General features: G+C 59.6%; 23 protein-coding genes and 1 pseudogene. 11 read left to right on the forward strand and 13 right to left on the reverse strand.

The annotated features are described in order from the left end of the window. Position 1 precedes the first annotated feature (1 nt). On the forward strand, positions 2-706 hold the full coding sequence (locus OKW44_RS13620) for an SDR family oxidoreductase (protein ID WP_018423848.1): 705 nt from the start codon (positions 2-4) through the stop codon (positions 704-706). A 239-nt stretch (positions 707-945) separates the two neighbouring features. Here the strand turns inward: OKW44_RS13620 and OKW44_RS13625 are convergent, their stop codons facing one another. Together OKW44_RS13625 and OKW44_RS13630 are read right to left on the reverse strand one after the other, a co-directional pair. Then, complete coding sequence (locus tag OKW44_RS13625) at positions 946-1,575, reverse strand: TetR/AcrR family transcriptional regulator (RefSeq protein ID WP_026226415.1); 630 nt, start codon at positions 1,573-1,575, stop codon at positions 946-948. 76 nt (positions 1,576-1,651) lie between these two features. Further along, entirely contained in the window at positions 1,652-3,112 is a 1,461-nt protein-coding gene (locus OKW44_RS13630; RefSeq protein WP_026226414.1) for an efflux transporter outer membrane subunit, read from the reverse strand. A gap of 76 nt (positions 3,113-3,188) precedes the next feature. Here OKW44_RS13630 and OKW44_RS13635 point away from each other — a divergent pair, with 76 nt between their 5' ends. The 5 genes from OKW44_RS13635 to OKW44_RS13655 all read left to right on the forward strand — a co-directional run bounded on the left by OKW44_RS13635 (position 3,189) and on the right by OKW44_RS13655 (position 9,325). Continuing rightward, positions 3,189-3,806, forward strand: a complete 618-nt coding sequence (locus OKW44_RS13635) for a TetR/AcrR family transcriptional regulator (RefSeq protein WP_018423845.1) — start codon at positions 3,189-3,191, stop codon at positions 3,804-3,806. A gap of 83 nt (positions 3,807-3,889) precedes the next feature. Next, on the forward strand, positions 3,890-5,005 hold the full coding sequence (locus tag OKW44_RS13640) for an efflux RND transporter periplasmic adaptor subunit (RefSeq protein ID WP_026226413.1): 1,116 nt from the start codon (positions 3,890-3,892) through the stop codon (positions 5,003-5,005). Then, positions 5,002-8,142, forward strand: a complete 3,141-nt coding sequence (locus tag OKW44_RS13645; RefSeq protein ID WP_018423843.1) for an efflux RND transporter permease subunit — start codon at positions 5,002-5,004, stop codon at positions 8,140-8,142. The genes OKW44_RS13640 and OKW44_RS13645 overlap by 4 nt, the downstream gene beginning before the upstream one ends. A 35-nt stretch (positions 8,143-8,177) precedes the next feature. Continuing rightward, on the forward strand, positions 8,178-8,984 hold the full coding sequence (locus tag OKW44_RS13650) for an oxidoreductase (RefSeq protein ID WP_018423842.1): 807 nt from the start codon (positions 8,178-8,180) through the stop codon (positions 8,982-8,984). 86 nt (positions 8,985-9,070) lie between these two features. After that, positions 9,071-9,325 (forward strand): hypothetical protein, encoded by a 255-nt coding sequence (locus OKW44_RS13655; protein ID WP_018423841.1) that lies wholly within the window; start codon positions 9,071-9,073, stop codon positions 9,323-9,325. A 421-nt stretch (positions 9,326-9,746) separates the two neighbouring features. On the opposite strand, the gene OKW44_RS13660 is transcribed toward OKW44_RS13655, so the two are convergent. Continuing rightward, positions 9,747-10,598 carry a glycosyltransferase family 2 protein gene (locus OKW44_RS13660; protein WP_084754371.1) on the reverse strand — a complete coding sequence of 284 codons (852 nt, stop codon included), beginning with the start codon at positions 10,596-10,598 and terminating at the stop codon, positions 9,747-9,749. Positions 10,599-10,788: 190 nt separating this feature from the next. Then, on the reverse strand, positions 10,789-12,828 hold the full coding sequence (locus tag OKW44_RS13665) for an acyltransferase family protein (protein WP_035471741.1): 2,040 nt from the start codon (positions 12,826-12,828) through the stop codon (positions 10,789-10,791). 291 nt (positions 12,829-13,119) lie between these two features. Between OKW44_RS13665 and OKW44_RS13670 the strand changes: the two genes are divergently transcribed. Further along, positions 13,120-14,403, forward strand: coding sequence for an O-antigen ligase family protein (locus OKW44_RS13670; protein ID WP_018423838.1), 1,284 nt, complete (start codon positions 13,120-13,122; stop codon positions 14,401-14,403). Between the two features lie 176 nt (positions 14,404-14,579). On the opposite strand, the gene OKW44_RS13675 is transcribed toward OKW44_RS13670, so the two are convergent. The 8 genes and pseudogenes from OKW44_RS13675 to OKW44_RS13710 all read right to left on the reverse strand — a co-directional run bounded on the left by OKW44_RS13675 (position 14,580) and on the right by OKW44_RS13710 (position 20,614). After that, positions 14,580-14,972, reverse strand: a complete 393-nt coding sequence (locus OKW44_RS13675; RefSeq protein WP_018423837.1) for a hypothetical protein — start codon at positions 14,970-14,972, stop codon at positions 14,580-14,582. Between the two features lie 596 nt (positions 14,973-15,568). Continuing rightward, complete coding sequence (locus tag OKW44_RS13680; protein ID WP_018423835.1) at positions 15,569-16,024, reverse strand: GNAT family N-acetyltransferase; 456 nt, start codon at positions 16,022-16,024, stop codon at positions 15,569-15,571. A 214-nt stretch (positions 16,025-16,238) separates the two neighbouring features. Beyond that, complete coding sequence (locus OKW44_RS13685; RefSeq protein WP_348524890.1) at positions 16,239-17,528, reverse strand: MFS transporter; 1,290 nt, start codon at positions 17,526-17,528, stop codon at positions 16,239-16,241. A gap of 280 nt (positions 17,529-17,808) precedes the next feature. Next, positions 17,809-18,198: a VOC family protein gene (locus OKW44_RS13690; protein ID WP_084754367.1), complete on the reverse strand. Its 390-nt coding sequence runs from the start codon at positions 18,196-18,198 to the stop codon at positions 17,809-17,811. A 127-nt stretch (positions 18,199-18,325) separates the two neighbouring features. Continuing rightward, positions 18,326-18,841, reverse strand: a complete 516-nt coding sequence (locus OKW44_RS13695; protein ID WP_018423833.1) for a GNAT family N-acetyltransferase — start codon at positions 18,839-18,841, stop codon at positions 18,326-18,328. A gap of 132 nt (positions 18,842-18,973) precedes the next feature. Further along, a pseudogene (locus OKW44_RS13700) lies at positions 18,974-19,123 on the reverse strand (GNAT family N-acetyltransferase); the annotation flags it as partial. Between the two features lie 39 nt (positions 19,124-19,162). After that, positions 19,163-20,185 carry an IS30 family transposase gene (locus OKW44_RS13705; RefSeq protein WP_280785265.1) on the reverse strand — a complete coding sequence of 341 codons (1,023 nt, stop codon included), beginning with the start codon at positions 20,183-20,185 and terminating at the stop codon, positions 19,163-19,165. A gap of 9 nt (positions 20,186-20,194) precedes the next feature. Then, on the reverse strand, positions 20,195-20,614 hold the full coding sequence (locus tag OKW44_RS13710) for a GNAT family N-acetyltransferase (protein WP_084754365.1): 420 nt from the start codon (positions 20,612-20,614) through the stop codon (positions 20,195-20,197). Positions 20,615-20,872: 258 nt separating this feature from the next. On the opposite strand from OKW44_RS13710, the gene OKW44_RS13715 reads away from it, so the two are divergent. Continuing rightward, entirely contained in the window at positions 20,873-21,223 is a 351-nt protein-coding gene (locus OKW44_RS13715; RefSeq protein ID WP_018423832.1) for a VOC family protein, read from the forward strand. 154 nt (positions 21,224-21,377) lie between these two features. On the opposite strand, the gene OKW44_RS13720 is transcribed toward OKW44_RS13715, so the two are convergent. Then, on the reverse strand, positions 21,378-21,803 hold the full coding sequence (locus OKW44_RS13720; protein WP_084754362.1) for an SOS response-associated peptidase family protein: 426 nt from the start codon (positions 21,801-21,803) through the stop codon (positions 21,378-21,380). 76 nt (positions 21,804-21,879) lie between these two features. Here OKW44_RS13720 and OKW44_RS13725 point away from each other — a divergent pair, with 76 nt between their 5' ends. The 3 genes from OKW44_RS13725 (at position 21,880) to OKW44_RS13735 (ending at position 24,810) form a co-directional block, all read left to right on the forward strand. Next, on the forward strand, positions 21,880-22,164 hold the full coding sequence (locus OKW44_RS13725) for a YciI family protein (protein WP_204357174.1): 285 nt from the start codon (positions 21,880-21,882) through the stop codon (positions 22,162-22,164). A gap of 126 nt (positions 22,165-22,290) precedes the next feature. Continuing rightward, entirely contained in the window at positions 22,291-23,502 is a 1,212-nt protein-coding gene (locus OKW44_RS13730; protein WP_026226412.1) for an MFS transporter, read from the forward strand. 15 nt (positions 23,503-23,517) lie between these two features. After that, entirely contained in the window at positions 23,518-24,810 is a 1,293-nt protein-coding gene (locus OKW44_RS13735) for an ATP-grasp domain-containing protein (protein ID WP_018423829.1), read from the forward strand.

Here is a 24,810-nt window from a genome sequence, read left to right on the forward strand (position 1 = left end):
TATGAAGATCGAAGGTGCTGTTGTTTTCGTGACGGGTGCGAACCGCGGGCTTGGTCTTGAGTTCGCGAAGCAGGCGCTCGAAAGAGGAGTGCGCAAGGTCTATGCGGGCGCGCGCGATCCGGCCAGCGTAACGCTGCCGGGCGTCGTGCCCGTGAAGCTTGACGTGACCGATCCGGCGGCCGTGGCCGCTGCCGCCGACGCGGCGGGCGACGTCACGCTTCTGATCAACAACGCGGGCATCGCGCGGCTAGGCAGTCTGACGGACGACGGCGCGCTCGACGCGTTACGCGATCACTTCGACACCAACGTGTTCGGGATGCTGTCGATGTCGCAGGCGTTCGCGGGCAACCTTGCCGGCAACGGCGGCGGCGCGATCCTGAACGTACTGTCTGTTGCGAGCTGGATAAACCGGCCGATCCTCGCGGCTTATGGCGTGTCGAAGTCGGCCGCGTGGGCGGTGACCAACGGCCTGCGTCACTCGCTGCGCGAGCAGCACACGCAGGTGGTCGGGCTGCATGCCGGTTTTATCGATACCGATCTGACGCGCGGGCTGGAGGTGCCGAAGGCGACGCCGGCCGACGTCGTGCGTCAGGCATACGACGCAATCGAGGCAGGGGCCGAGGAAGTCTCCACCGACGAGTTCACGCGGCAGGTGAAGGCCGGGTTGTCGGCAGGCGTCTATCTCGACGCTCCGGCGCCGCACTGAAGGCGCCGGAGCGCCCGCTCCTCGCGCGCGGGCATCTGTGATGCGATGCCGAAGGAGATTGCGGCGGCAAATCGGAGCGACAGGCAGCGCCATACTCCCTCCGCTCATGCGACGTTCGTTGTGTTGCATCGACCGGTTGAATCCGCCAATTCGAACGAACAACCAGGAGACCTGGCTGACACCGACTGATGGATTGAATCGCTTGAGCGGGGTATCTGTGGAGGAGGCGCAAGATCAAACTATGTTTCAGTCAGGACTGGTGCATTGCAGAGCATCTTTGTCAAAACGTTGCTCAAAATCGCTTCGGCCGAAGCGTTGGACAAATCATTGGGCATCGTCATGTTGAAGCAGAGGATGCCGTCGATCACTGCCATAACGGCGAGCGCGTGGTCGGCGAAAGAGCCCGGCAACCGTATGTTGAGGCGCAGGCATAACTGCTCAATGAAGTACGCGATCATGTCGCGCTTTTGCAGGCATAGGGCATTCACATGTTGTCGGAATTTCGCGTCACGCATGGCATGCAAACGTGCCTCAGCCCAGATGATGTAGTTGTTGTCGTCGCGATAGCACTGCGCGTACAACAAGGTGAGCTGCACTTGCAGGTTTTCGCTGGACGGTGTGGCGTCTCGCAGCTTCTGCAAGTTTGCTTGCATGTTCTGGTGATCGAGGCGGAGCAGTTCGACGAATAGATCGCTCTTGCTGCTGAAGTTCGAGTAAAACGCGCCGCGGGTATAGCCGGCCTCGGCTGCGATATCCTCCACGCTAGTCGCAGCAAACCCTTTTTCGGCGATGCTCGACGCTGCTGCGTCGAGCAAGCGCTGCCGGGTTCGCTCGCGGCTTTCTGCTCGCGTCATTCGTTTGTGTGGCATGCGGCAAAGCGCTCATCTGGCAAAGAACGATGGCCAAAATCCACGCTCCTGGCAGATCGTTGGGTGCGTAGGGTTGCTATTTGATGGCGACCGCTTCGGATTCGCCAGGTTGCCACCCGCCACCGAGCGCCTTGAAGGCGGCAACGGCTGCGCGTGCGGATTCCGTTTGCGCCTGCACCCGCTCATCGGAGGCGCGTAGCAGGTTGTCGTCGGCCTGCAAGACTTCGATGAGGCTGACGACGCCTTTTTGATAGGCTGCGAACGAGGCGGCTCGAGCGCGACCGAGCGAATCCACTCCCTGGGCGAGCACCGCGGCCTCTTGCTCGCGCTTCACGAGTGCCGAGAATGAGTTCTCGACGTCTTCGGTTGCATGAAGCGCGGCGAGCCGATACGCGGCCAGCATTTCCGCCTGCTGCCCCTTGGCCTGCTCGATCTGCGCATTGATGCGGCCGAAATCGAACAGACGCCAGCGCAGCCCCAGCACGCCAGCGGCCTGATTGGCGCCGGTACTGAACAGGTTGCCGCTGGCCACCGAGGTGGCGCTGCCGAGCAGTCCACTGAGCGACACCTTGGGGTAATACTCTGCGATCGCTACGCCGATGCGCGCGTTCGATGCGGCGAGGCGTCGCTCGGCCACGATCAGGTCGGGCCGGCGCCTGAGCAACTCTCCCGGCGATCCTGTGTCCGCGATCCGCGGGGCGACCGGGATGTCACCAGCTTCGACCAGTTCGGCTCGATGCGTGCCGGGCTGCGAACCCAGCATCACGTCCAGCGCGTTCATCGCCGCATCCAGACCCGCCTCGAGGACCGGGACGGATGCCTGAACCTGGGACAGCGCACCTTCGGCCTGGCTTACCTGAAGGTCGGCCGCCAATCCTTTGCCATACAGGAGGTTGATGGTCGAAAGCAGATCCTGCTGCGTCTGCACCTGCCGCCGGGCAACCTTCAGACGGGCCTGCAATCCACGAATCGTGATGTAAATATCGCCAGTCTGCGCCGCCACTGCCAGGCGCGTGGCCACCGCAGCGGCTTCCGAAGCCTGGTATTCGGCAAGTGCCGCTTCCCGCCCGCGACGCAGGCCACCAAACACATCCAGTTCCCAGCTCGCGTTGAAATCAGCCTCGTACTCATTGCCGTAGCGATCGAAACCGGGCGTCGAATTCAGGACTCTCCCCAAGGGGGTCTCAACCGACTGGTAGACTCGCGCCGCCTGCCCGCTGACAGTGCCGGACGGCAGCAGCGCGGCATTCGCCGCGCCAAGTCCCGCGCGCGCCTGCGAGACGCGAGCGGCGGCCTGCGCGAGGTCCAGGTTCTGATCCAGTGCGAGCGTGACGAATCGTGTCAGTTGCGGATCATCGAAACCCGTCCACCACGTGACAAGGTCGGCACTGGCCGCCGCGTGCCGGTGATCCACCGCGGCCTGGCCCTGGAACTGCTCGGGCATGGCTACATTGGGCCGGACATAATCGGGGCCTACAGCGCAGCCAGCCGAGAGACTGGCGACAATAACCGCGGCAAGGATAGGTTTGGGTAGCATGAGCGTCTTCGCAAGATTCCAGTGGTGACTATAATACCAAATAGTCACTGGTTGTCCATTCCTGTATGCTATACCCATGAAAAAAGTCACCACTTCCTCCATCCCGGCGCGCGGCCCCGCTGACCACGAGGTACGGGATCAGATCGTCGTCGCCGCCACCGAGCACTTCAGCCGGTATGGCTACGAGAAAACGACGGTCTCAGACCTCGCCAAGGCGATCGGGTTTTCCAAGGCCTACATCTACAAGTTCTTCGAGTCCAAGCAGGCCATTGGCGAGATGATTTGCGCGAACTGCCTGCACGAGATCGAAACCGAGGTGAGGGCGGCCGTCGCACAGACCGATCTGCCACCGGAGAAGCTGCGGCGGATGTTCAACGTCTTCACGGAAGCGAGCCTCCGTCTGTTTTTCCAGGACCGCAAGCTCTACGAGATTGCCGCATCGGCGGCCACGGAGAACTGGCAGGCGGTGCTTGCGTATGAAGAGCGCGTCCAGAAGCTGCTTCGGGACGTCCTCCAGGAGGGACGGCAAAGCGGGGACTTCGAGCGCAAAACACCGCTCGATGAGACCGCGATGGCGATCTATCTGGTGATGCGCCCCTACCTGAACCCAATGCTCCTGCAGTACAGCTTCGATTACACCAAGGTCGCGCCTGCACAACTGTCCAGTCTCGTGCTCCGCAGTCTGTCGCCTTGATGGAAATCTCGTGGGTGACTATTGACTAAGTTGGTCACTAGAACCATAATGAAAGCCCCGATCACTCCGTCAATGGGTCTTTCATGCTCCGGCGTCGCCTTGCTACCTCTGCAGTCGTCTGTGCACTGCCACTTGCGCTAGCCGCCTGCGGCGCAAAAGCACCGTCCGATCCGCGCACCGAAGCGCCCCTGGTGCGCACCGCCATCGCTCAGGCGGCGATCCCCGCCTCCCGTTCGTTTACCGGAACCGTCGCCGCGCGCGTGCAGAGCGACCTGGGATTTCGCGTCTCCGGCAAGGTGCTCGAGCGGCTGGCGGACGCCGGACAAACCATCAAACGCGGCCAGCCGCTGATGCGCCTCGACCCCATCGATCTGAGGCTTGCCGCGCAGGCCCGGCAGGACGCGGTCACCGCCGCGCGAGCACGCGCGCAGCAGACCGCGCAGGATGAAGAGCGCTATCGCGACCTGCGCGGAACCGGCGCGATATCGGCATCGGCCTATGACCAGATCAAGGCGGCGGCCGATGCCGCCAAAGCGCAGCTCAGTGCGGCCGTGGCTGACGCCGACGTTGCGCGCAACGCGACGGGTTATGCCGAACTGTTGGCGGACGGCGATGGCGTCGTGATGGAAACGCTGGCCGAACCGGGCCAGGTCGTCAGCGCCGGACAGCCCGTGGTGCGCCTCGCCCACGCCGGGCGCCGCGAGGCTGTCATCCAGCTACCCGAAACCTTGCGCCCCGCCATCGGTTCGGTCGCCCAGGCCACGCTGTTCGGCAACGGCGGAGTTAGCGTGCCGGCGACGCTGCGCCAGCTTTCGGATACGGCGGATCCTCGTACCCGTACGTTCGAAGCGCGGTACGTGCTGCAGGGAGAGCTGGCCGACGCCCCACTGGGCGCCACGGTGACGGTCCAGATTCCCGACGCGCGTTCCGCGGTGCAAGGCGGTTTGCAGGTGCCGATCGGCGCGCTGTTTGACGCGGGCAAGGGACCGGGGGTGTGGGTCATCAACGGCGAGCCGGCGAAGGTTGCCTGGCGGCCGGTTACCGTCGAACATCTGGACGACGATAGTGCTCGCGTCGCTGGTGAGATCAAGCAAGGCGACCGGATCGTCGCGCTCGGCGCGCAGTTGCTGCGCGAAGGCGAGCAGGTCCGGGTGACAAGTCAAGCCGTCGCCATGACGGCCGAGGGAGCCCGTCCGTGAGCGAAGGCCGTTTCAACCTGTCGGCGCTCGCCGTGCGCGAGCGCTCCATCACCCTGTTCCTGATCTGCCTGATTTCACTGGCCGGGCTCGTTTCGTTCTTCAAGCTGGGCCGGGCGGAAGACCCCGCGTTCACGGTCAAGGTGATGACCATCATCACCGCCTGGCCGGGAGCCACGGCGCAGGAAATGCACGATCAGGTCGCCGAGAAGATCGAAAAGCGCATGCAGGAGCTGCGCTGGTACGACCGGACCGAGACCTACACACGGCCTGGGCTGGCCTTCACGACCTTGACCTTGCTCGACAGCACGCCGCCGTCGGAAGTACAGGAACAGTTCTACCAGGCCCGGAAGAAGATCAGCGACGAGGCAGCCAACCTGCCGGCTGGCGTGATCGGGCCGATGGTCAACGACGAATACTCGGATGTCACGTTTGCCCTCTTCGCACTGAAGGCCAGGGGCGAACCGCAGCGCCTGCTGGTGCGCGATGCCGAGACGCTGCGCCAGCGGTTGCTCCACGTGCCGGGCGTGAAGAAGGTCGACATCATCGGCGAGCAGTCGGAGAGAATCTATATCGAGCTCTCACATGACCGGCTGGCAACGCTGGGCGTGAGCCCCCAGGACGTGTTCGCCGCGCTCAACGGTCAGAACGCCCTGACGCCGGCCGGCTCCGTGGAGACCAAAGGTCCGGAGCTGTTCATTCGCCTGGACGGTGCCTTCGACAACCTGCAGAAGATCCGCGACACGCCGGTCGTAGCGCAGGGCCGCTCGCTGAAGCTGTCGGACATTGCCACCGTTACGCGTGGTTATGAAGATCCGGCGACGTTCATGATCCGCAACAACGGCGAACCGGCACTTCTGCTGGGCATCGTCATGCGCGACGGCTGGAACGGGCTCGACCTCGGCAAGGCGCTGGACAGCGAGGTCGGCGCAATCAACGCCGGGCTGCCGCTGGGCATGAGCCTCACCAAAGTCACCGATCAAGCCGTCAACATTCATTCGGCGGTCGACGAGTTCATGGTGAAGTTTTTCGTCGCGCTGCTGGTGGTCATGCTGGTGAGTTTCGTCAGCATGGGCTGGCGGGTGGGCCTCGTCGTTGCCGCGGCCGTACCGCTGACACTCGCGGTGGTGTTCGTCGTGATGGCCGCGACCGGCAAGAACTTCGATCGCATCACGCTCGGATCGCTGATCCTCGCGCTCGGCCTGCTCGTGGACGACGCGATCATCGCGATCGAAATGATGGTGGTAAAGATGGAGGAAGGCTACAGCCGCATCGCCGCCTCCGCCTACGCGTGGAGTCATACGGCCGCGCCGATGCTGGCGGGCACGCTGGTGACCGCCGTCGGCTTCATGCCCAATGGCTTCGCGCGCTCCACGGCCGGCGAATACACCAGCAACATGTTCTGGATCGTCGGCATCGCACTGATCGCATCGTGGGTCGTCGCCGTGGTCTTCACGCCCTACCTGGGTGTGAAGATGCTGCCCGACTTCAAAAAGGTCGAAGGCGGTCACGACGCGATCTACGACACGCCGCGCTACAACCGCTTCCGTCAGCTGCTCACGCGCGTCATCGCGCGCAAATGGCTGGTCGCCGGTTCGGTCGTGGGCCTCTTCGTGCTGGCCGTCCTCGGCATGGGCGTGGTCAAAAAACAGTTCTTCCCGATCTCCGACCGTCCCGAAGTGCTGGTCGAGGTGCAGATGCCCTATGGCACGTCGATCTCGCAAACCAGCGCCGCCACGACGAAGGTCGAAGCGTGGCTCGCGAAGCAGAAGGAAGCCAGGATCGTCACCGCGTACGTCGGGCAAGGCGCGCCACGCTTTTACCTGGCGATGGGGCCGGAACTGCCCGATCCGTCGTTTGCCAAGATCGTGGTGCGCACGGACAGCCAGGATGAGCGCGACGCATTGAAGCAGCGACTGCGTCAGGCAGTCTCCAACGGTCTCGCCCCCGAGGCGCGCGTGCGGGTTACGCAACTCGTATTCGGTCCATATTCGCCGTTCCCGGTCGCCTACCGTATCTCTGGCCCGGACCCGGACAAGCTACGCGGTATTGCGGGAGAAGTTGAGCAGGGGATGGAGGGCAGTCCGATGATGCGTACGGTCAACGCTGATTGGGGTACGCGCACGCCCACGCTGCACTTCACGTTGCAGCAGGACCGCTTGCAGGCGGTGGGGCTGACATCCAGCGCCGTGGCGCAACAACTGCAATTCCTGCTAACCGGCGTGGCTGTCACCGCCGTGCGTGAGGATATTCGAACCGTGCAGGTCATGGCGCGTTCGGCCGGCGATGTTCGTCTCGATCCGGCCCGGATCGGCGATTTCACGCTGGCTGGCGCGAACGGGCAACGCATTCCGCTGTCGCAGGTGGGCAAGGTCGACGTGCGCATGGAAGAACCGATCATGCGCTGGCGGGACCGCGTGCCGACGATCACGGTACGGGGCGACATTGCCGACAACCTTCAGCCGCCGGACGTATCGACGGCGATCACGAAGCAGCTTCAGCCCATCATGGCCCGGCTGCCGACCGGCTACCGTATCGAAGAGGCGGGCTCCATCGAGGAATCGGCTAAAGCGACGAAAGCCATGTTGCCGCTCTTCCCGATCATGCTGGCGGTTACGCTCATCATCATCATCTTCCAGGTGCGCTCGATCTCCGCCATGGTGATGGTGTTCCTGACCAGCCCGCTGGGCTTGATCGGGGTGGTGCCGACGTTGATCCTGTTCAGGCAGCCGTTCGGCATCAATGCGCTGGTCGGTCTCATCGCGCTATCGGGCATCCTGATGCGCAACACGCTGATCCTGATCGGACAGATTCACCAGAACGAGCAGGCGGGGCTGGATCCGTTCCATGCGGTCGTCGAAGCCACCGTGCAGCGTGCCAGGCCGGTGATCCTGACGGCCATGGCGGCGATCCTCGCTTTCATCCCGCTGACCCATTCGGTGTTCTGGGGAACCCTCGCGTACACGCTGATCGGCGGTACGTTCGCCGGGACGATTCTGACTCTGGTCTTCCTGCCGGCCATGTATTCGATCTGGTTCAAGATTCGACCCGCGAGTATCGCTGGCTCGCGCAAAGATCGGCATGAGAAGGCGCAGCCTTCCGAGCAAACGCTGCAGGACGCGCTCGACGCGGGCAGTTAAAAAAACACCATCAATTCACCTGAAGAGAGCTGTTCATGTCGAATTCCACTGTTGTCGTTGTTACCGGCGTGTCATCGGGTATCGGACGCGCCGCCGCCGAGAAGTTTGCCAGGCGGGGGTGCCGCGTATTTGGCACCGTGCGCAGCATCGCAAAAGCGGCGCCTATCTCGGGAGTCGAGCTTGTCGAGATGGATGTTTGCAACGATGCTTCGGTCCAGGCTGGAATCCAGTCCGTCATCGATCGCGCCAGGCGAATCGACGTGCTCGTCAACAATGCAGGAACGAGCATGATTGGCGCGGTCGAGGAGACGTCGACCGCCGAGGCCTCGTCTCTGTTCGATACCAATGTATTCAGCATTCTGCGCGCGACCCACGCTGTACTCCCCCAGATGCGGGCACAACGCGGTGGAAGGATCGTCAATGTCAGTTCGGTGCTCGGGTTTCTCCCGGCGCCCTACATGGGACTCTATTCGGCGTCCAAGCACGCTGTGGAAGGGCTAACCGAAACCCTGGATCACGAGGTGCGCCAGTTCGGTATACGCGCAACGCTGGTCGAACCGACTTTTACCAGGACCAATCTCGACATCAATGCGCCCCAGGCGGGTTCCAAAATCGCCGACTATGATCGCGAGCGTGCCCTTGCAACGAGCGCAGTCGTGAGCAGTGTCAAAGGTGCCCCCGAGCCCGAGGGCGTGGCAAACACTATTGTCGAAGCGGCGCTTGGCGCCTGGCGGATGCGTCGCACGCCTGCCGGACAGGCATCGTTGCTGAGCAAGTTACGCCGCTTTATGCCCGCTGGTCCCGTCGATTCAAGCTTGAGGAAAACATTCGGCCTTGGTTGAAGCGCTCGTCCACGCATCACATTGCGGCCAAGGTTCGACGAGCCCCTTTTTTCTGAAAAAGGCGCATCAGTTATCAGGACAATTTCATGACCTCCGCCACGACCATCGACTGGGCCGCTCAGCAGGAAGCTGCGCGGCGACCTTCGCTTGCAGGCGGTAGCAAGCCGGCGCTCGCCCGTATGGAACAGCTCACCGGCACGAGCGGTTGCGCGAGTCTCTTGAACGCGACATCCGTCGCGTGTTATGCGAAGTGGCCGCTCGAACGACATCGTGCGCATGGCAACGAGCGGCGGAAACTGGGCGAGCGCAGCCGTATGCAAATCGCATACGCGCCCGGCTAGTCCAGACGGCAGCGATCGGCAGCACGCGACCCTGAAAAGGCATTCAGCTTTCTCGTTAGCGGACTGTCGAGATCCGCCGACCATGCGGTTTTAGCCACAATATCGGCGCCTGACACCCGGATCAGGCCGAATTTTCATCCTTCTCGGAAACCGGGCTCCAACATCTCAGCTGACAGATTTACCCCGGGTGGAGAATCTATGCACACGCTTCAGATATCGTTTCAGGCATAGTGCTGGGCGCTCGACCAGATGCCAAGACAATAGCGCGAGCGCTGCCGTAAGAGCGTCGTCGTGAGGACGCGGAGAAGTGTGCGCGCACCGATCGGCACCCGCTACGTGACGTGCCACAGTAATCCGGCTTCCGGTTCAATATTGACTGTCCCGCACTGCCCGGTCAAACCCGATCACGAATCAGCATGTGTTAGTGCCTTGATAGCAGCCATGCAATGTTGATCAGCAGCGCTGCGATCACACTTGCATAGCCCGCATGCACGTACCGGAGTGTTCGCCTGTACCGTGCAGAAAAAAATGGGGCAAATTCTTTCATACGTGCGCCGAAAGCGCTGATCGGGTTTTCCATGAACGGTCCATACACTTCCCGGTTACGCATGTAGATCAGGCGCTGCGATTCCTCAACCTTTCCCAGCGACACCAGTTCGGTTGACCGTGAACTTTTCTTCACGCGGTAAAGATACATCGGCGCATCAATAAACCGCACCTTGGATGCGGGGCTCAGAAGTCGCACGTAGAATTCCCAGTCCTCGAACCCGTGAATCATTTCGGGTGAATATCCGCCAACACGAAAAAAAGCGTCGCGCCTGTACATGGTCGTATTGACGATCATGTTTTGCCAAAGAAGTTTTTCATAGCTGTACTCAGGCAAGCGCCAGATTTTTCTGGATTCTCCGATGCGCTGCGTCTTGCAGTGAACGAGATCGGTGTCGGGTTGTTCAGTGAAACACTTCAAGGCCCGCCGCAGGAAATCAGGATGAATCTTGTCGTCGCCATCAAGCGGCACAAAGAGATCGCCACTTGCCTCGGCGAAGCCGAAATTTCGCGCCGCCGCAACGCCTGCGTTTTTCCTAGTGAACGACAGGAACCGATGATCCTTTTTTGCGTATCGCTGAATGACGGCCTCTGAGTCGTCCGTCGAACCATCGTTTACAACGATACATTCCCAATCGGTAAACGACTGATGCAACACTGATTCGAGTGTTTCCGCGATGAGTTCCTGCTGGTTAAAGCATGGAACAACGATAGATATTCTTGTCATGACTCAATGTAATGTTCGTGTTGCCGCGTTTGGCCTCTGCAGTGCCCTGAACTGTGAACTGGCTGGTATCGACGAACTACTGCGATGAGTCGTGGCTGACCGACTGCGCATCGACGCCAGCTGAGCCCCAAGGCGGTTCTTCGACCGTTCAACTCCAAGACGCGCGTCACGAGCGGCAGGGATCCAACGCTTAGTTTTGATCCGGTATCGAAAGATCTAGAGGCGAACCACCGCGGTCGCGAAGTTTGCCTGGCTGATTATGCTTCACGAAGGCGACTGACGCAGAATTTCCGGATTGCTGCCTATCGGCCTCCGCCTCTATTTCATTGCGCGCATGCGTGATTGCGGTTTTCATCAAGGGCTTCACATACGCCAGGCCGGCCGTGTTCAAATGGTCAGTGTCCATAAAGAGTGCGCGGTTTCCCTTCACGCTGTAGCAGAAGTCATCCGAACAAAGCGATTTAAACGGCTCGACTACGGTCCCATTTCCGACCTTCAATGCGGGACCGACAATCTGCTCGACCTTATCGAGCAGTTCGGTTTGCGAAGCACGCGGAACGGTCAGTTCATCGATTGCGTGCCCCGCTTGAAACTGTGCATGGGCCCATAGATGTGGAACATCTCCTTGAGGGTCCGGGACTGCGCCGAGGATGACCATGCGCCCGCCCCGCGCTGCCAGAATCTCAGCGATCTTCTTGAGCACACGCCCTTCGTAGTCAGCGTTGTAGCGCTTCCAGTCGCCGGCGACGACCACGAGAGAAATGGACGGCGTACGCTCGAAGTATTTGAACGTGAAGTTCGCATAATTCTCGCATCCTGGGAATATTTCTGCGCCAGATCCCTTGAAGGCCGCTCCTATGAAGGGTGGGCATCCTCCCTCTGAGGCCAGAATTCCAGGAACGCCCAAATCGCTCACGATCGACGAGACGGTGGGCTGCAACCCGCTGGCAAAGGAGTCACCCCAAAGCATTACTACGGGCGGCCGTGTATCGCCCGGGTCGCCAAGCCGGCAAAAGTCGCCAGGCGATCGCTTTGTTCCATCGGCTTGGCGCATGCACTCGGCCGCGAGCGGGTTCGGCTCTTCCCGGCCGGCAACGGCTTGCTGAAGATACGCAGGCAACCTTTGCGGCCAACCCTGATTCCACGAGAGAACGCCTGAGAAAATGAAGCCTGCAGCGATTGCTGTCACCAACGCGCCCGCAAGGTGCGAATTCCGCGCCCGTCGACGGGTAGGCTGCTCTACGAATTGAAACGACATCCAGCCAACAGCAAGAGATGCGACGAGGAGCAGAATGATCTGGAGCCGGGACGGGTCGACACCTGTGCGTTCGCGAAATGCTACCAGCAACGGCCAATGCCAGAGGTACACGGAATACGAAATACGGCCGACGAACTGGAATGGAGTGGTGGACAGAATCTGCGCGATATAGCCTCGCTTTGCATAGATGATCAGCATCGTCCCCATCACGGGAAACAAGGCCCGCCACCCTGGGTAGGGCATCGCGGAATCGAGGCCAACAATACTGGCCGTCAGCGATATTGCTCCGATGCTGGCAAGCGTGTTCGCGTGAGCGATGCGAAGGTTTCGAGCCCCGTAAATGGACACCATCGAGCCCGCCATGAATTCCCACGCACGACTCCAGAGCAGGTAGAACGAGGCCGGCTGGTTACCAGGCGTGTGCACAAGACACCAACCCAGCGACGCCACACCCAAAGCAGAGAAAAGTGCGAATCCAACCTTCCGCGCGAACTGCCCCGATCTCGGCCAAAAGACACCGCAAAGCAGTGCGAAGACGAGATAAAACTGGGACTCGACTGACAGCGACCATGTATGCAGCAGGATGTTCTGTCTGGCGTCCGGTGCGAAATAGCCGGCATTGTCGACAAATGCATAATTTGAGCGGATCACAAGTGCCGACGTGGCATCGCGGACGATCCGCTTATAGTCCCCCGGCAGATAGGAATACGTCGCCCAGAGGACGCAGGCTGCCAAAACCGCACATAGGGCTGGAAATATTCGGCGCAGTCGGTTCGAGAGAAATCTGATAACTGAATAGCGACCGACTTCGAGATCCCGACGCGCGATACCGGTTAACAGGTAGCCGGAGATAACGAAAAATACATCGACCCCTATGAATCCGCCACCAAATGCAGGCACGCCGAAATGGTAAAGGACAACTGACAGTACAGCGATGGCTCGCAGGCCATTTATATCTTCTCTGAATTCCACAATCTCGAGGCCCCGATACGCTGACTCAAGTTTGAATCCAAAAGTCTCTCACCTGAGCGGCGCATTTTTTGCTTAAATATTGAGTGTTTTGAGGCTGATCATCTCACCATCGCGAAATCATCAGATGTATCTTGAGCATTATGCGGCGCATTATCCCACAACGGGAACTCAACTGACGCTACGAAGCAGGCATGGTTATAATCGCCCGCCGCACACTATTTCGAACAAGCGCTGAGCTCCGCGACCAATACCGCGCCTAACAGTAGCCGATTAGCAAGGAATGCTCGCCCGATGGTCTTTCCCCCCAGTTTGCTTTGGTTTGTCTCCGCACTTCTGTTTTTTGCACCTGCTCTCAACCTCGTGTGGCGTGGTGGTAGCGGATACTGCTTCTTCGTGCTTTTGGCGCTAGCGCTTTGCATCACGGTACGCTCCCGCCGAGCCAACGGTTTCTTCTCGCCTTTGCATCGATACCGTTGGTACACCGTCGGGATGATGACCGTCCTTATAGCGGTCATCGTCCAGCAGCCGCTGCTTGGGTATTGGATGCCGCGGGAATTCGATTCGATTTCGCGCTTCGCGCTAGCGCTGCCAGTGTTCCTGCTGTTGCGTCAATTGCCCTCGCGGAATTTGCGTGCGATCGGCTGGGGTTGTGCGGCGGGCGCCATCGCCGTCGGAGGCTGGGCGTTGATCATGCGCTCGCAGGGCGGGTGGACCGACGACAGCCGGCTCGACAACTACTACACGAATGCCATCCCGTTCGGAGATACGGCCCTGCTGCTCGCGTTTCTGTCGATGTTTACGCTCGGCTGGGATGGGCCGAGCAACTGGCGCATGCTGATAGTCAAGCTGTTGGCGTTTCTGTGCGGTGGCTTTGCGTCGTACCTTTCCGGAACCCGTGGCGGATGGCTTGCCATCCCAGTCTTCGTCGTGCTGCTCGGTGCTCAATATCAATGGTTCGCAAACGGAAAGAGGCTGCTCGTATCGGCCATCATGATCGTGATGGTCGCCGGTGCGCTTTGGTCAAACGAGCGCGTCGCGCATCGCATCAAGGATATCGCGACCGACTATGTACTGATGCATCAAGGTAAAGACCACACGTCCGTCGGGATACGTATTCAATTGTGGCTGGCATCATACCGATTGTTCATGGAGCACCCGGTGTACGGAGTGGGCAAGGGACATTTGGAGGATGCACTTGGCGAGTTGGCACAACGGGGCGTAGCAAACGCCGGAATCGTCAACGAGCGCGCCCATAGTGACTTTTTCTCGACGCTCGCTGAACAGGGATTGATCGGCGTCCTGTCTCTTGTGCTTTTTTACTTCGGCCTGTCAGTTTATTTCTGGCGCAGCCGCCGCGCGGCCGACCCCACCATTCGGGCAGCAGCCTATTCTGGCCTGGCCGTCTCGTTCAGCACCATCATATTTGGCCTCACCATCGACGTACTGGTACCGACTATGGTCGCGGTGCTTATTGCATTGCTTAGTGCCACATTTCTAGCCGTAATCGACGCGAGGAAGCGCGAGCTAACGATGGACTCGTGCGACGGAGCGCTATTGGGACGGAGACGGTTTTAAGGAAATTGCAGCGTCGCAAATTGACGACGATTTAGCGGCGGCTGTCGAGCGCCCGTTTTTGGCCGAACGCGGGCCAACGGCCCACGCGCCAAACCGAGTCTCCAGCGGCGGCCGCGCCGATTGAACCCGGACATGCAAACCAATGCAAAACGTGGAACTTCCTCCCTATCTGGCCGTCACAAACGCTCGATGATGAAGGATTCGTAACGTTTGACGCCGGAGCAGGAGCCCCCCGAGTGACAATAGCTGCAAGTCCGATCGATCCGATCACCGGCATTCTCGAAGCCTTCAAATCGCACGATGTCGTCGCCATTTGCGACGGCGGCCACGGATGTGAACAGGCCTATGCATTTCGGGTCTCGTTGATCCGGGACCCCAGATTTGCTTACACCGTGAACGATATCGTAGTTGAAAGTGGCAATTCCCTTTATCAGGAGATGATGGACCGGTTCGTTGCGGGGGAAGACATCCCCGAAAATCAACTCCGGCAAGCCTGGCAAAACACCACGCAGCCCCACGACGTGTGGGACCGTCCCGTCTTTGAAGGGCTTTTTCGTGAAGTCCGTCATCTGAATGCCTCTTCCAAGAGACCGTCAGATCCGTGTATTGCTGGGCGATGCGCCGATAGACTGGTCGAAAATAGAGAGCGCCGAGGAACTCGATAAAGCTTGGCGAGCGTTAGGCGACCGTGCCAGTTGTGCAGCGGAAATTATCCAACGCGATGTTCGCCAAGGACGGCGATGCCATGGTGGAAATCTACGTTGATCCGACGCGATCTCCAGTGATGCAAGATCAGTTCGACGCCGTCCTTTATCTTGGGTCGCCCTCCGAGTTGACCTGGAGTCAACTATCTCCCGGGCTGTCGTCTGACCCGGAATACGTAAAGATGCGCTCGACCCGACTCGCCTGGACTGGAATTCCCGATCTCGGATAATCGGCGAGACACGGGTCCGGCTCGTATCCTGGCCGATTCCATCGCGTTCGTTTCCCGTGTGTGGTGTGTGGTTCGCAGGGCAACGGGTCGACCCGATTGTCAACAAATTGGCCCACGACGTCGAATGTCCCAAACTGGCCGAACTCGGCAGTACATGGTTACGCGTCTGGGCGCTCGAACTTCTGTCGCCGACTCCAGCGATGGGCCCCGCCCTATGAATACCAATACAGCCTAGCTTTCTTCCTGTGTTTCGATTGGCTGACGCACATAGTAGATATCCCATTCTCCTTCGTCAGTCTGTACAAATCCATACCGCTGGTAGAAGCGGTTTGAATCACTGCCGCGTAGAGCACCGAGGCGGATTGGCATGCGTTGCGCGTCGGCGTTCGCGAAGACGTCCCGCAGGACGGCTGCGCCGATTCCTTTCCCTTGGTGCGCCGGCAGAATGTAAAGGTGGTCCAGTAGCCAGTAGTCTGCCTGTGGGCGAATGAGGATAAAGCCCGACCGAACGCCATCGACCTCTATGAATCGACACCGCGCAGGGTCGAATGACGCGAGGAAGCGCTCGCGGGCACGCTGCGGGTCGAAACGACCGACGCGCTCCAGACTCTCGCGCATCGCGGCGATACGAATGGCGACCAGTGTGTCGGCGTCGGACTCGGTTGTATCGGAAAAGGCGATGTTCATTGGGAACGGCTTCCGGTCAAAGGATTCGCGAGGCTTACTTCTTGTGCAAATACTATCGCGCCGAATCGATTGTCACCAATTTGCACTTTGGGGCCGAAGGTCCGCCACCATGAGCGGTCGACTAAATTTCTACAAAGCGGTCACTCGATCGTGTCTCGGGTAAGTCCGATCCGCACATACACTTGGCGTTTCCCGAGACTTGCCGCGTTTCGATCTACGTAGTTTGTCTCGATTCGGGCACCGCAGATGCTTTGAATGCCTGGGGATATTCGTGACGAAACCAATCTTTCACCTGATCGTGGTTGAGCGCAAAGAATTCGCGCGATCGCGGTATCAGGACAAAACCAAAAGCGAGCAAACAAGTGCCAAAGCCGAAGCATGTATAGACCTCGCCCACCGCCCAATGCGTGAGCGCAGCGCCTGCGATCATTGGTCCAAGAATGCCCGCAATCTGCGTGGTCATCATGCTGGCAGCGAGAATGCGAACGCGGAAGTTCTGCGGGATAGCCAATGAACGGTGCGTCGCGCCGACGAGCCCCATCGATGCATTGGCGAAACCCACACATGTAAACGCCAGTATGAGAACGATGGGTGAGTGCGCCCAGCCCGAAGCAGCAAGCGCCAGCCCTTCGCACATGGCGGCCCCCACCCTGACATTGAATCGGCCGAAACGACCGACTAGCGCATCAGAACCACGAAAGCTGCCGAGAAGCGAACCTAAAGATAAGGCCGCTTCGCTAGCACCTAGCCAGAGACCCGATAGCCCAAGTGATTGAACTTTGAGCGGGATCAGCATGCCGACTGCAGGGCCCTGGAATATCCAAACGAAGAAATTGACAAGCGTCCAGCCGCGCTCCAACGGGACGATCCATTTAGCATGCAGGCCGGCGCGCAGGTCTTCCCACCAACGGGCTAAACCGCGATGGCGTTCGTTAGGCTGAGTATGCGATGGAAGCTGCCAGGCCACGTAGGCAGCGACGCCGAGCAAAATGCCGTTCATCCAAAATGTTGCGGCGATACCACCCAACGCCAGAGTCGCGCCAGCCAATGTGGGTCCTAAGGCACGGCCAGCCGCCTGCGTCGATTTACGAAGACGAAGCACTTTGGCCAAACGATCCGCCGGAACAAGTTCAGCCGAAATGATGGAGCTAGCTGGATCGATGAAAGCTTTCGCGATAACCGTCACCATGCCTATGCAGACGATCAGCATAAGCCGGTAGTCGGACAGGGACGCGAGCGTAGCGAGGGTAAAGGCGACGACCATCAGGGCGCACAGACCCCATACAATCTGTGGCCTCTTTGCGTAGCGGTCCCCAAGAGGCGAAAGTAGTGGCATTGCAAAAATCGTGGTGACGGCAATGCTTACGCTGTAGATCGCCAAGTCGTGTGCGCCGCCCAGATGAACGATCCACCAAGGGAGCGTGATGTAGCCAACCATTTCTGCCAGGATCCTCAGCAGATCGCTGAGAAGCAGACGGGCAAGAGGGACGCCAATTGCGTTTATGTGAGACTTGATTCCCCGAAACACCGTCTTCCCCCGTTGAGTCCGATGATGCTACCTCAACATTTTTTGCCGAAATTTAGATGCACGCCTCCAGACGCTGGCGTTTCGCTAATTGACGACATACACGTCCGATTCGCTACTGGCGATGCTTAAGATAGCGAGTGTCAGCAGTTCACGGAGGTAAGCCGTTTAGCCGTATATGGCCGGAGTTCGCCTCTCACGCGACCGTGCGACTTGCTGCAAAGCGATCGGGCCGGCATCCAAATGCATTACGCAAGCATCATGAGGGCCACGCCGAGTTTTGCAAAACGATTCGGTAGCCGTCGTGATCCTCAAATGTTTTGCCTGACACGTCCCAATAAGGATTGAGCGACGCCACGCAAACAAATCCGCTCTCGGCGAGACGATCGCAAGTCGACTGCCACTCAACTCGATCCGGGGCGTAAAACACCAGCAAATCCTCACGCGTTGGTGTTGGCGCTACCGGATGTTCACGGCACTGTGTGAACTCGAAGTGATAGTCCATGCCGGAACGTCCGAGTATCAACCCGTCGAACCCCTGATGGTCTTGAAATTTCGCCAGCACAACGAGGCTGAGCGCTGCGCAATACATGCTTTCTGCCCGCGAAAGGTCGCTGACAGGTCTGGCTATTCTGAGATGTGCTTGCATCGGGTTTTGTTATCGGGATCGTTGGCCAAGAGTGTCGGAACATCGATCCTCAAGGATACGTCAAACGAAAATTGTCGCCGCCTTTCCGCCTGACCGATTGGGGCCGAAGCGAGTTCCTGCGCTGAGCTCAGTCAGAGACAGCAAACACCGTTTGCAGGTCGCGCTTCATATAGCGAACCCACCCGATTCTTCCCTCGTCCCGGGTTCCCAGATCCACCCAGCCGGCTTTTGCATACGAACGGCGCCCGGTCTCATTCTCTTCGTCGACGGAAAGCATAATGGACTTGGTGTCGGCCCAGTGGGTCAAAAGCCATTCCGGCAGACGCTGGAGCGCAGCCGTTCCGATTCCTAGACCTTGGAAGCGTAAGTCGATACGTAGGGCCGAAATGACGGCGGCTCGCGTTGAAGCCCAACTGGGGGCGGCGTTTCGCCTCTTCAGAACGAGAAAACCTACAATTACTTCCGTGTGGAATATAGCCGCGCCTTGGATTTCGCCAGTCAGATCGGACATGCAAGCCTCGACTGCGCGGTGAGTGGGCCCAGCATACTCAATCTGTTGATCGGAAATCTTCAAATTCTCAACGTCGATTTTCTGGGCCGGGCTTAATGCCTCCCATCGGACGATGCGGATCACATGAGTCATTGCTTTTTCCAACCAGGCGAACGCGGGAAAGGGTATTTGGGTAATCGGCCAAATTCTACTGGCTGTTCACCGCGTCAAAATTGTCGACGATTCAGTATTCGCCGACGACCGTCGGTTTGAAGGCCGAACCGCCTATGCCTCTTTCGCGAGTGGCTGGCGAGGAATTCGGTAGACGACGGACTTGTACTTTGGTGTCACGCGCCTTTCCACAATGACGCCGCCCAACGACTCGGCGATGCGTCGGCTGGGGTGGTTCTCTTCGGCAGCCGGATAGGTGAAGCTTTCAGAGGGCGATTTCAAGAGTGAAGCGCAACAGCGGGTTTAATGTTTAGAGCCTTGAGGTTGAGTTGCTGAGGCAAGGGTCGCGGCGAAGACCTCAAATGGCGAATGGAAGGCATGAGTCGCGCGAGGTCGGCTGTTCAGACTGTCGGCGATAGCGTCAAGTTCGTCCTGACTGTAGACCGAAAGGTCTGTGCTTTTGGGCAGATACTGGCGCAGTAGCCCGTTGGTGTTTTCGCAAGTGCCGCGTTGCCAGGGACTGTGGGGGTCGCAGAAGTACACCTTCACGCCGGTTGCGGCGGTGAGCTCTTTATGGCGCGACATTTCTTTGCCCTGGTCGTAGGTGAAGCTCTGCCGTAATGGCGCGACAATCGAATTGAGTTTGGCGGAGAAGCCCGCCAGCGCTGAAGCGGCGGTGGCGTCTTCCATCTTGGCAAGCAGCACCAGCCGGCTGGTCCGTTCGACCAGCACGCCTACCGAGGACTGGTTGCCGGCACCCTTGATGAAGTCGCCTTCCCAGTGCCCAGGCAGCAGTCGGTCTTCGATTTCGGGCGGCCGCACATGAATACTGACCATGTCAGGAATCTGTCCGCGCCGGTCTGTGCCCCGTGTACGCGGCATGCGCGTGCTGTGGCCATGGCGCAAGCACGCAATGAGCTGACGGCGCAGTTCGCCGCGCGGCTGGGCATAGATGGCCGTGTAGATGGTTTCGTGCGAAACCTGCTGGGTCGGGTCGGTCGGATACATACGCTTGAGTGTGCCCGATATCTGCTGGGGTGACCATTTCCACTCGAGCAGGGTGAGAACGATACGCCAGCAGACGCTTTGCAGGCAAAGCTTTGTGGGATGGCGACCCGCGCTGCGGCGTGCGGCACTGAGTGCTTCAGCCGACACGGACGCGTAGCCAGCGGGAGAGCTGTTTCGCGTCAGTTCCCGGCTAACGGTGGCCGGCGAGCGCCCGAGTATCCGGGCCATGGCCCGGATACTCGAACCCTGCAGATGCAGGCTTGCAATGGTCAGACGCTCTTCAGGTTGAAGTTGCTGGTACTGAGTTCTTTCGTGCATCGCAACACCTTATACGAGATAGGTGTTGCACTTCAGATTTGAGGCCGCTGAGCCAATGGTTCGCGTTGCCCAGTGTGCAACTCGAGTTACAGCTTCACGACCAAAGCCATTTCGATGACAATCTTCACGAATCCAGATGCCGAGTTCCGGGCTCTCGGTGTGTACGCGGTGAAGTCCGGCCAACCCAAGGAAACTCCCGTCAGCGCACTGACGTATCGCGAATACATAGTCTGACCCGTCGGCTATCGACGGTATCCAGGACCGCCAAACACCGTCAAAGTCATGCCGGGATGCCGGTGGCTCCCACGCCATGTGACGGGTGAGCGAAGGGGTGATGCATGAAAACGTGGCATCCGCGTCGCTGGCCGAGAACGGTTTCATCAAGAGCCGGGTTGATTCAATCTGGATTTCGGTCGGCCGCAGCAGCATCTCAAGTATTCCGTCGAGGTTTGTTTATATTCACCAATTGTCGACGAATCAGAAACGTGTGTCGAACGTCTCTTCATGGTCGGCCACAACCCTATCCGATTTACATGCCTCGACCGTAGCGGACAAATGGGTACCGACAAAGCGCTCTCTCGGTTCAACAATTAGGTGGCCCACTTTGCTAAAGCAGATTTTTCGACCAATATCGCGAATCGCGATCTTTCCTCACCTCGTTCAGCGACGACACAAAAGAGAACCCGCATGAACTCGCAAATATGTGCAGTGCTTGTGTATGTGCCAGACGTGCCGGCCGCATTGGACTGGTATCAGTCAGCTTTTCGAGGCGCTGAGAGGCGCTTTCTTGACGAGTTCAATCTGACATACCTCAAATTCAATGGCATCAGACTCGAAATTGTTCCCGCCGATGCAAAATTATCGGCGGGATCGGCGGGCACAGTCGTCTACTGGACCGTCGATGACTTCGATGAATCGCTAAAGCATTTTCTGAACATAGGTGCCACGCTTTATCGTGGGCCAGGCCAAGTGGAAGATGGAAAGCGGATGTGCATGCTGCGCGACCCTTGGGAAAATTGCGTTGGGCTCTACGGCTAACCCGAATATTGTCGACGATCTGCGTGGCCATTTCGACAGGCTGCTTGTGGCCGACTACTGCCTGTCGGCAAGTGGTCTCCCGCAAATCCGCGAAGAACGATCTTTGTGGCCCGACGAGGCGAGAACTGCAAGGGACGGAGTCGGCCCTGCCAGCTTAGATAAGGGACGGTTGATCGCCCTCTTCGGGAGCGAGCGGGGTCCGTACGCGCGGCGGGAGCGGGTATGGCTCCGCCTGCAAGGCGTCGGCTGGCAGCAGTCGTAGAAAAGATCTGGCTTCGTCCGTGCTCTTGCACGATAGCCAGTCGACGTGTTCGGATTGCGGAAGCACGACGCCGCCGCGCTTGTGGAACCGCTTCATCAACGGATGCTCGGCGGCGTTGAGAGTAAGCATGGTCATGGAAGCAGTCTGCGAGCCGTCCGCGTTGTCCCAGACCCGCCATAAGCCAGCTTTGGCGCATGCGTTCCGGTCCGCAAGTCCAATCCGCCAGCGCAGTTTCTTTCGTCTCTGAACGATGATGCGCCTGCGCGCGCAAAGTTCATCCCAACCGCCCGCATTAATGCAATTCTGCCAGGCAAATATGCGCGGGTAAAACCTGCCGTACCGATGCTACTATGCCCAGCATAGCATCATTCGGGAAAATAAAATGATTTACTGTGTGCAGTTCGAAGACAATGAGGCGATTGCCTCTGCTCGTGCGGAAAATATGAAACCGCATCTGGCGTTTCTGCAAAAAAACAAGGCGGCGTTTCTGCAGGCCGGACCGCTGATCGACACGGCTGACGGCACGGGTGCAGGCGGCCTGTGGGTGGTCGAGGCGGAAACGCCGGAGCAGGTCCTCGGTTTAATCAAGGAAGATCCATTCTGGCCGACCGGTTTGAGAAAGTCGTTTCGCATTTTTGAATGGCCCCAGGTGTTTTCGACGGTTAAGCGGAATGTATAGCTTCGCTGGTTGAGTGCTTACTTTAGATAAGAAATTGAATTTTAAGCATCGCCGCTTATCTTCAGCGTGCTCGGCTTTATCAAGTTCATCTCGATCATTTAACTAGCCGAAAAGGCAGAGGATTCCGTGAATCAACGGTCACTCAACCTGCCGGAAACCTGGGTCGTGCGCGACGCGACGTTCGTGCGAATCTGGGCGGCGATATTCGCGTCAACGGTCGCAACCTTCCTGCTGCTGATGACACTGTCAGCCGCCGTGTTCACACAAACCCACTCCCCGGTCTTTTCAAACGGCATCGTCCTGACACAGTGGGTGCCGGCAGTGCTGGCGTTGCCGCTGATTAGGTCGCTCGCTTCGCGTTACGACGGGCGCTCGCTTCTGATCGCGGCGGAAGTGGGCTCGGCGCTTTCCTTGCTGGTCGCGATGCGGCTGCTGAACGATCTCTATCCGTTGCTCGGGATTCTCGTTGTCAAGGGCACGTTCGACAACGTGTCGAAGGTCGCGCGCCCCGTCGCGGTCAAGCGGCTTTTTACCGGCGCCACGCTGGATCGCGCCGCGTCGTACTACAACACAGCGATGCTGTTCGGCGGCGGTGTTGGTGCGCTGGCCGGCGCGCTGTTCCTGCCGCGTCTGAGTTCGCAGCAGGTCATCGCACTTTCGATCGCGCTTCACCTGATTTCGGCCTGCAGCTATGCGACGGTCGCCAAAGCACGGCAGCCCGCCGATCAGTCCGGCAAATCGCGCGCGGTGAACGAGCGCGCCGATCCGGATGCGCAATCGGCGCTCGTCTATTTCATTGCCGCGGTGGCGCTCTTTCAGGGGTATCACAACGTCGCCCGTTCGGTCTTCGCGGTCGATCAGCTCGGCATGCCGGCATCGGGTATCGCGCTGCTGCAGGCCGTTACTAATATCGCGTATGTGGTCGGCGCGCTCGCGGCGGCGCGCATCGGTGTTGCGGGCGGCCGCTATCGCACGATCGGGCCACTGTCGCACTGCATCGAGCTCGCCACGCTGATTCCGCTGATCTTCATCACGCGCCCTGCGTTCGGCGTGCCGATGTACGCGGTGTTCGCGTTCGGCTTCGAGGCCGCGTACTGCGTGCATATGCGCTTCGTGCTCACCTTCTGTGCCGTCGGCAAGCATGCCCAGAATCATGGCCAACGCGAATGCGTGGGCGCTCGGCCTGATGCTGGCCGTCTCGCTGGGCGGCAGCTATCTAGTGAGCAAAATCGGCTTCGCGCCGGTCACGCTCATCGTGATAGTCATCGCCGCGCTGGTGCCGCTGTTCTCCCGGTTTCGCCGGGCGGCGTTCGGAAACCAAGCCGGCTTCCTTGGTAAAGAAGTGGGGTAATCATGCATATCGCGTTTGTCGACAGTAATCCGGTCGGATTGAATGCGCTGCTTGCCGCGAAGCGCCGCGGACACGAAGTCACGTTCGTTTCGTCGAAGCAGTTTGTCGAATTTCTCGGCGATCTGTCGGCGATCGAAGCACGCGGTCTGGCCGACCGGATCGTCCGCATCGATGCGTCGAGAGACGAGGACGAACTGTTTGCCGCGCTGTCCGAGCTGAACCGTAAACATCCGCTCGACGCGGTGGTGACGGTGCTTGAGTACTGCGCGAGTTCGGTGGCGCGTTGCGCGCAGCGATTGGGCCTCGCGGGCACCGAACCGGCCGCGTTGTCGCTGGCGCAGAACAAGGCCGCTTGCCGCGACCGGATCAGCGCGAGCGGCCTGAGGTCTGTCGGCCATTTCGTCGTCGACACCCTTGAGCTGGCACTCGTGCGCGCGGCGCACATCGGCTATCCGGTCATCGCGAAACCGTTGAGCGGCGGCGGCAGTATCCTAGCCGAGAAGATCGACGACGAAGACCGGCTGCGCGCGTACTTCGCCTCGCTGGGCAAGCAGCTTGCGTTGCCTGCCGGTTTGCTGGACGCGATTTCACCGCAAACGCTGCTCGAGGATTACATCGACGGGCCGCTGTTATCTGTCGAGGTCGCGGCGGCCGCCGGCGAAGTGGTGCCGCTGATCGTCTCCGCCAGAAAGCGCTGCATTGACGAACCCGCGATCGAACTGGGCACGACGATGCCGGCTCCCGTGTCGTCGGAAGTGGCGGATGCATTGCGCGCTTACGCAGTCGAGGTCGTGCGCAGCGTGGGGCTGGACTTCGGCATCTTCCACGTTGAGATCATTCTGAGCGAACACGGGCCGGTGCTGGTGGAGGCGAATCCGCGCATCATGGGCGGCAACATGCCGACGGTTTTCAAGCTCGCGACCGGCATCGACGCGTACGATCTGCTCGTCGACATGTACCTGACGCGCGCGATGCCGGTCGCGTGCCGCGACATCGTGCCGATCCGGGCGGCGACCACCAGAATGATCGGCGCGGCGGAATCGACGCAGGTGGAAAAAGCGATCGCGCCGCACTGGAACGCGCCGTTCAAGGAACGTTTGGCCGGCTGGCGCTTCGACGTCAGCCGCGGCACGCAGGTGGCGAAAATGGACAGCAGTACGTGCCCGTTTCACTTTCAGGTGGTCGGCGCATCGGCGCACGAAAGCAGCCTGCTGGCCGAGTGGATCATCGGTCAAACGGCTCGGGCGACCGGCATCAAACTGCGCAGTTCGAGCGAAGACTATCTGTTCCGCTAA

The sequence above is a fragment of the Paraburkholderia lebeckiae genome (genome assembly GCF_050436325.1).
Lineage (GTDB): Bacteria > Pseudomonadota > Gammaproteobacteria > Burkholderiales > Burkholderiaceae > Paraburkholderia > Paraburkholderia tuberum.

Bases quoted from the DNA above. Each gene is read 5' to 3' on its own strand.
- OKW44_RS13690 (WP_084754367.1), bottom strand. From the start codon at position 18,198: ATGCAAGCACATCTCAGAATAGCCAGACCTGTCAGCGACCTTTCGCGG.
- OKW44_RS13640 (WP_026226413.1), top strand. From the start codon at position 3,890: ATGCTCCGGCGTCGCCTTGCTACCTCTGCAGTCGTCTGTGCACTGCCA.
- OKW44_RS13650 (WP_018423842.1), top strand. From the start codon at position 8,178: ATGTCGAATTCCACTGTTGTCGTTGTTACCGGCGTGTCATCGGGTATC.
- OKW44_RS13660 (WP_084754371.1), bottom strand. From the start codon at position 10,598: ATGACAAGAATATCTATCGTTGTTCCATGCTTTAACCAGCAGGAACTC.
- OKW44_RS13695 (WP_018423833.1), bottom strand. From the start codon at position 18,841: ATGACTCATGTGATCCGCATCGTCCGATGGGAGGCATTAAGCCCGGCC.
- OKW44_RS13635 (WP_018423845.1), top strand. From the start codon at position 3,189: ATGAAAAAAGTCACCACTTCCTCCATCCCGGCGCGCGGCCCCGCTGAC.
- OKW44_RS13715 (WP_018423832.1), top strand. From the start codon at position 20,873: ATGAACTCGCAAATATGTGCAGTGCTTGTGTATGTGCCAGACGTGCCG.
- OKW44_RS13710 (WP_084754365.1), bottom strand. From the start codon at position 20,614: ATGCTGCTGCGGCCGACCGAAATCCAGATTGAATCAACCCGGCTCTTG.
- OKW44_RS13655 (WP_018423841.1), top strand. From the start codon at position 9,071: ATGACCTCCGCCACGACCATCGACTGGGCCGCTCAGCAGGAAGCTGCG.
- OKW44_RS13620 (WP_018423848.1), top strand. From the start codon at position 2: ATGAAGATCGAAGGTGCTGTTGTTTTCGTGACGGGTGCGAACCGCGGG.
- OKW44_RS13680 (WP_018423835.1), bottom strand. From the start codon at position 16,024: ATGAACATCGCCTTTTCCGATACAACCGAGTCCGACGCCGACACACTG.
- OKW44_RS13670 (WP_018423838.1), top strand. From the start codon at position 13,120: ATGGTCTTTCCCCCCAGTTTGCTTTGGTTTGTCTCCGCACTTCTGTTT.
- OKW44_RS13630 (WP_026226414.1), bottom strand. From the start codon at position 3,112: ATGCTACCCAAACCTATCCTTGCCGCGGTTATTGTCGCCAGTCTCTCG.
- OKW44_RS13625 (WP_026226415.1), bottom strand. From the start codon at position 1,575: ATGCCACACAAACGAATGACGCGAGCAGAAAGCCGCGAGCGAACCCGG.
- OKW44_RS13705 (WP_280785265.1), bottom strand. From the start codon at position 20,185: ATGCACGAAAGAACTCAGTACCAGCAACTTCAACCTGAAGAGCGTCTG.
- OKW44_RS13675 (WP_018423837.1), bottom strand. From the start codon at position 14,972: ATGACGGACTTCACGAAAAAGCCCTTCAAAGACGGGACGGTCCCACAC.
- OKW44_RS13735 (WP_018423829.1), top strand. From the start codon at position 23,518: ATGCATATCGCGTTTGTCGACAGTAATCCGGTCGGATTGAATGCGCTG.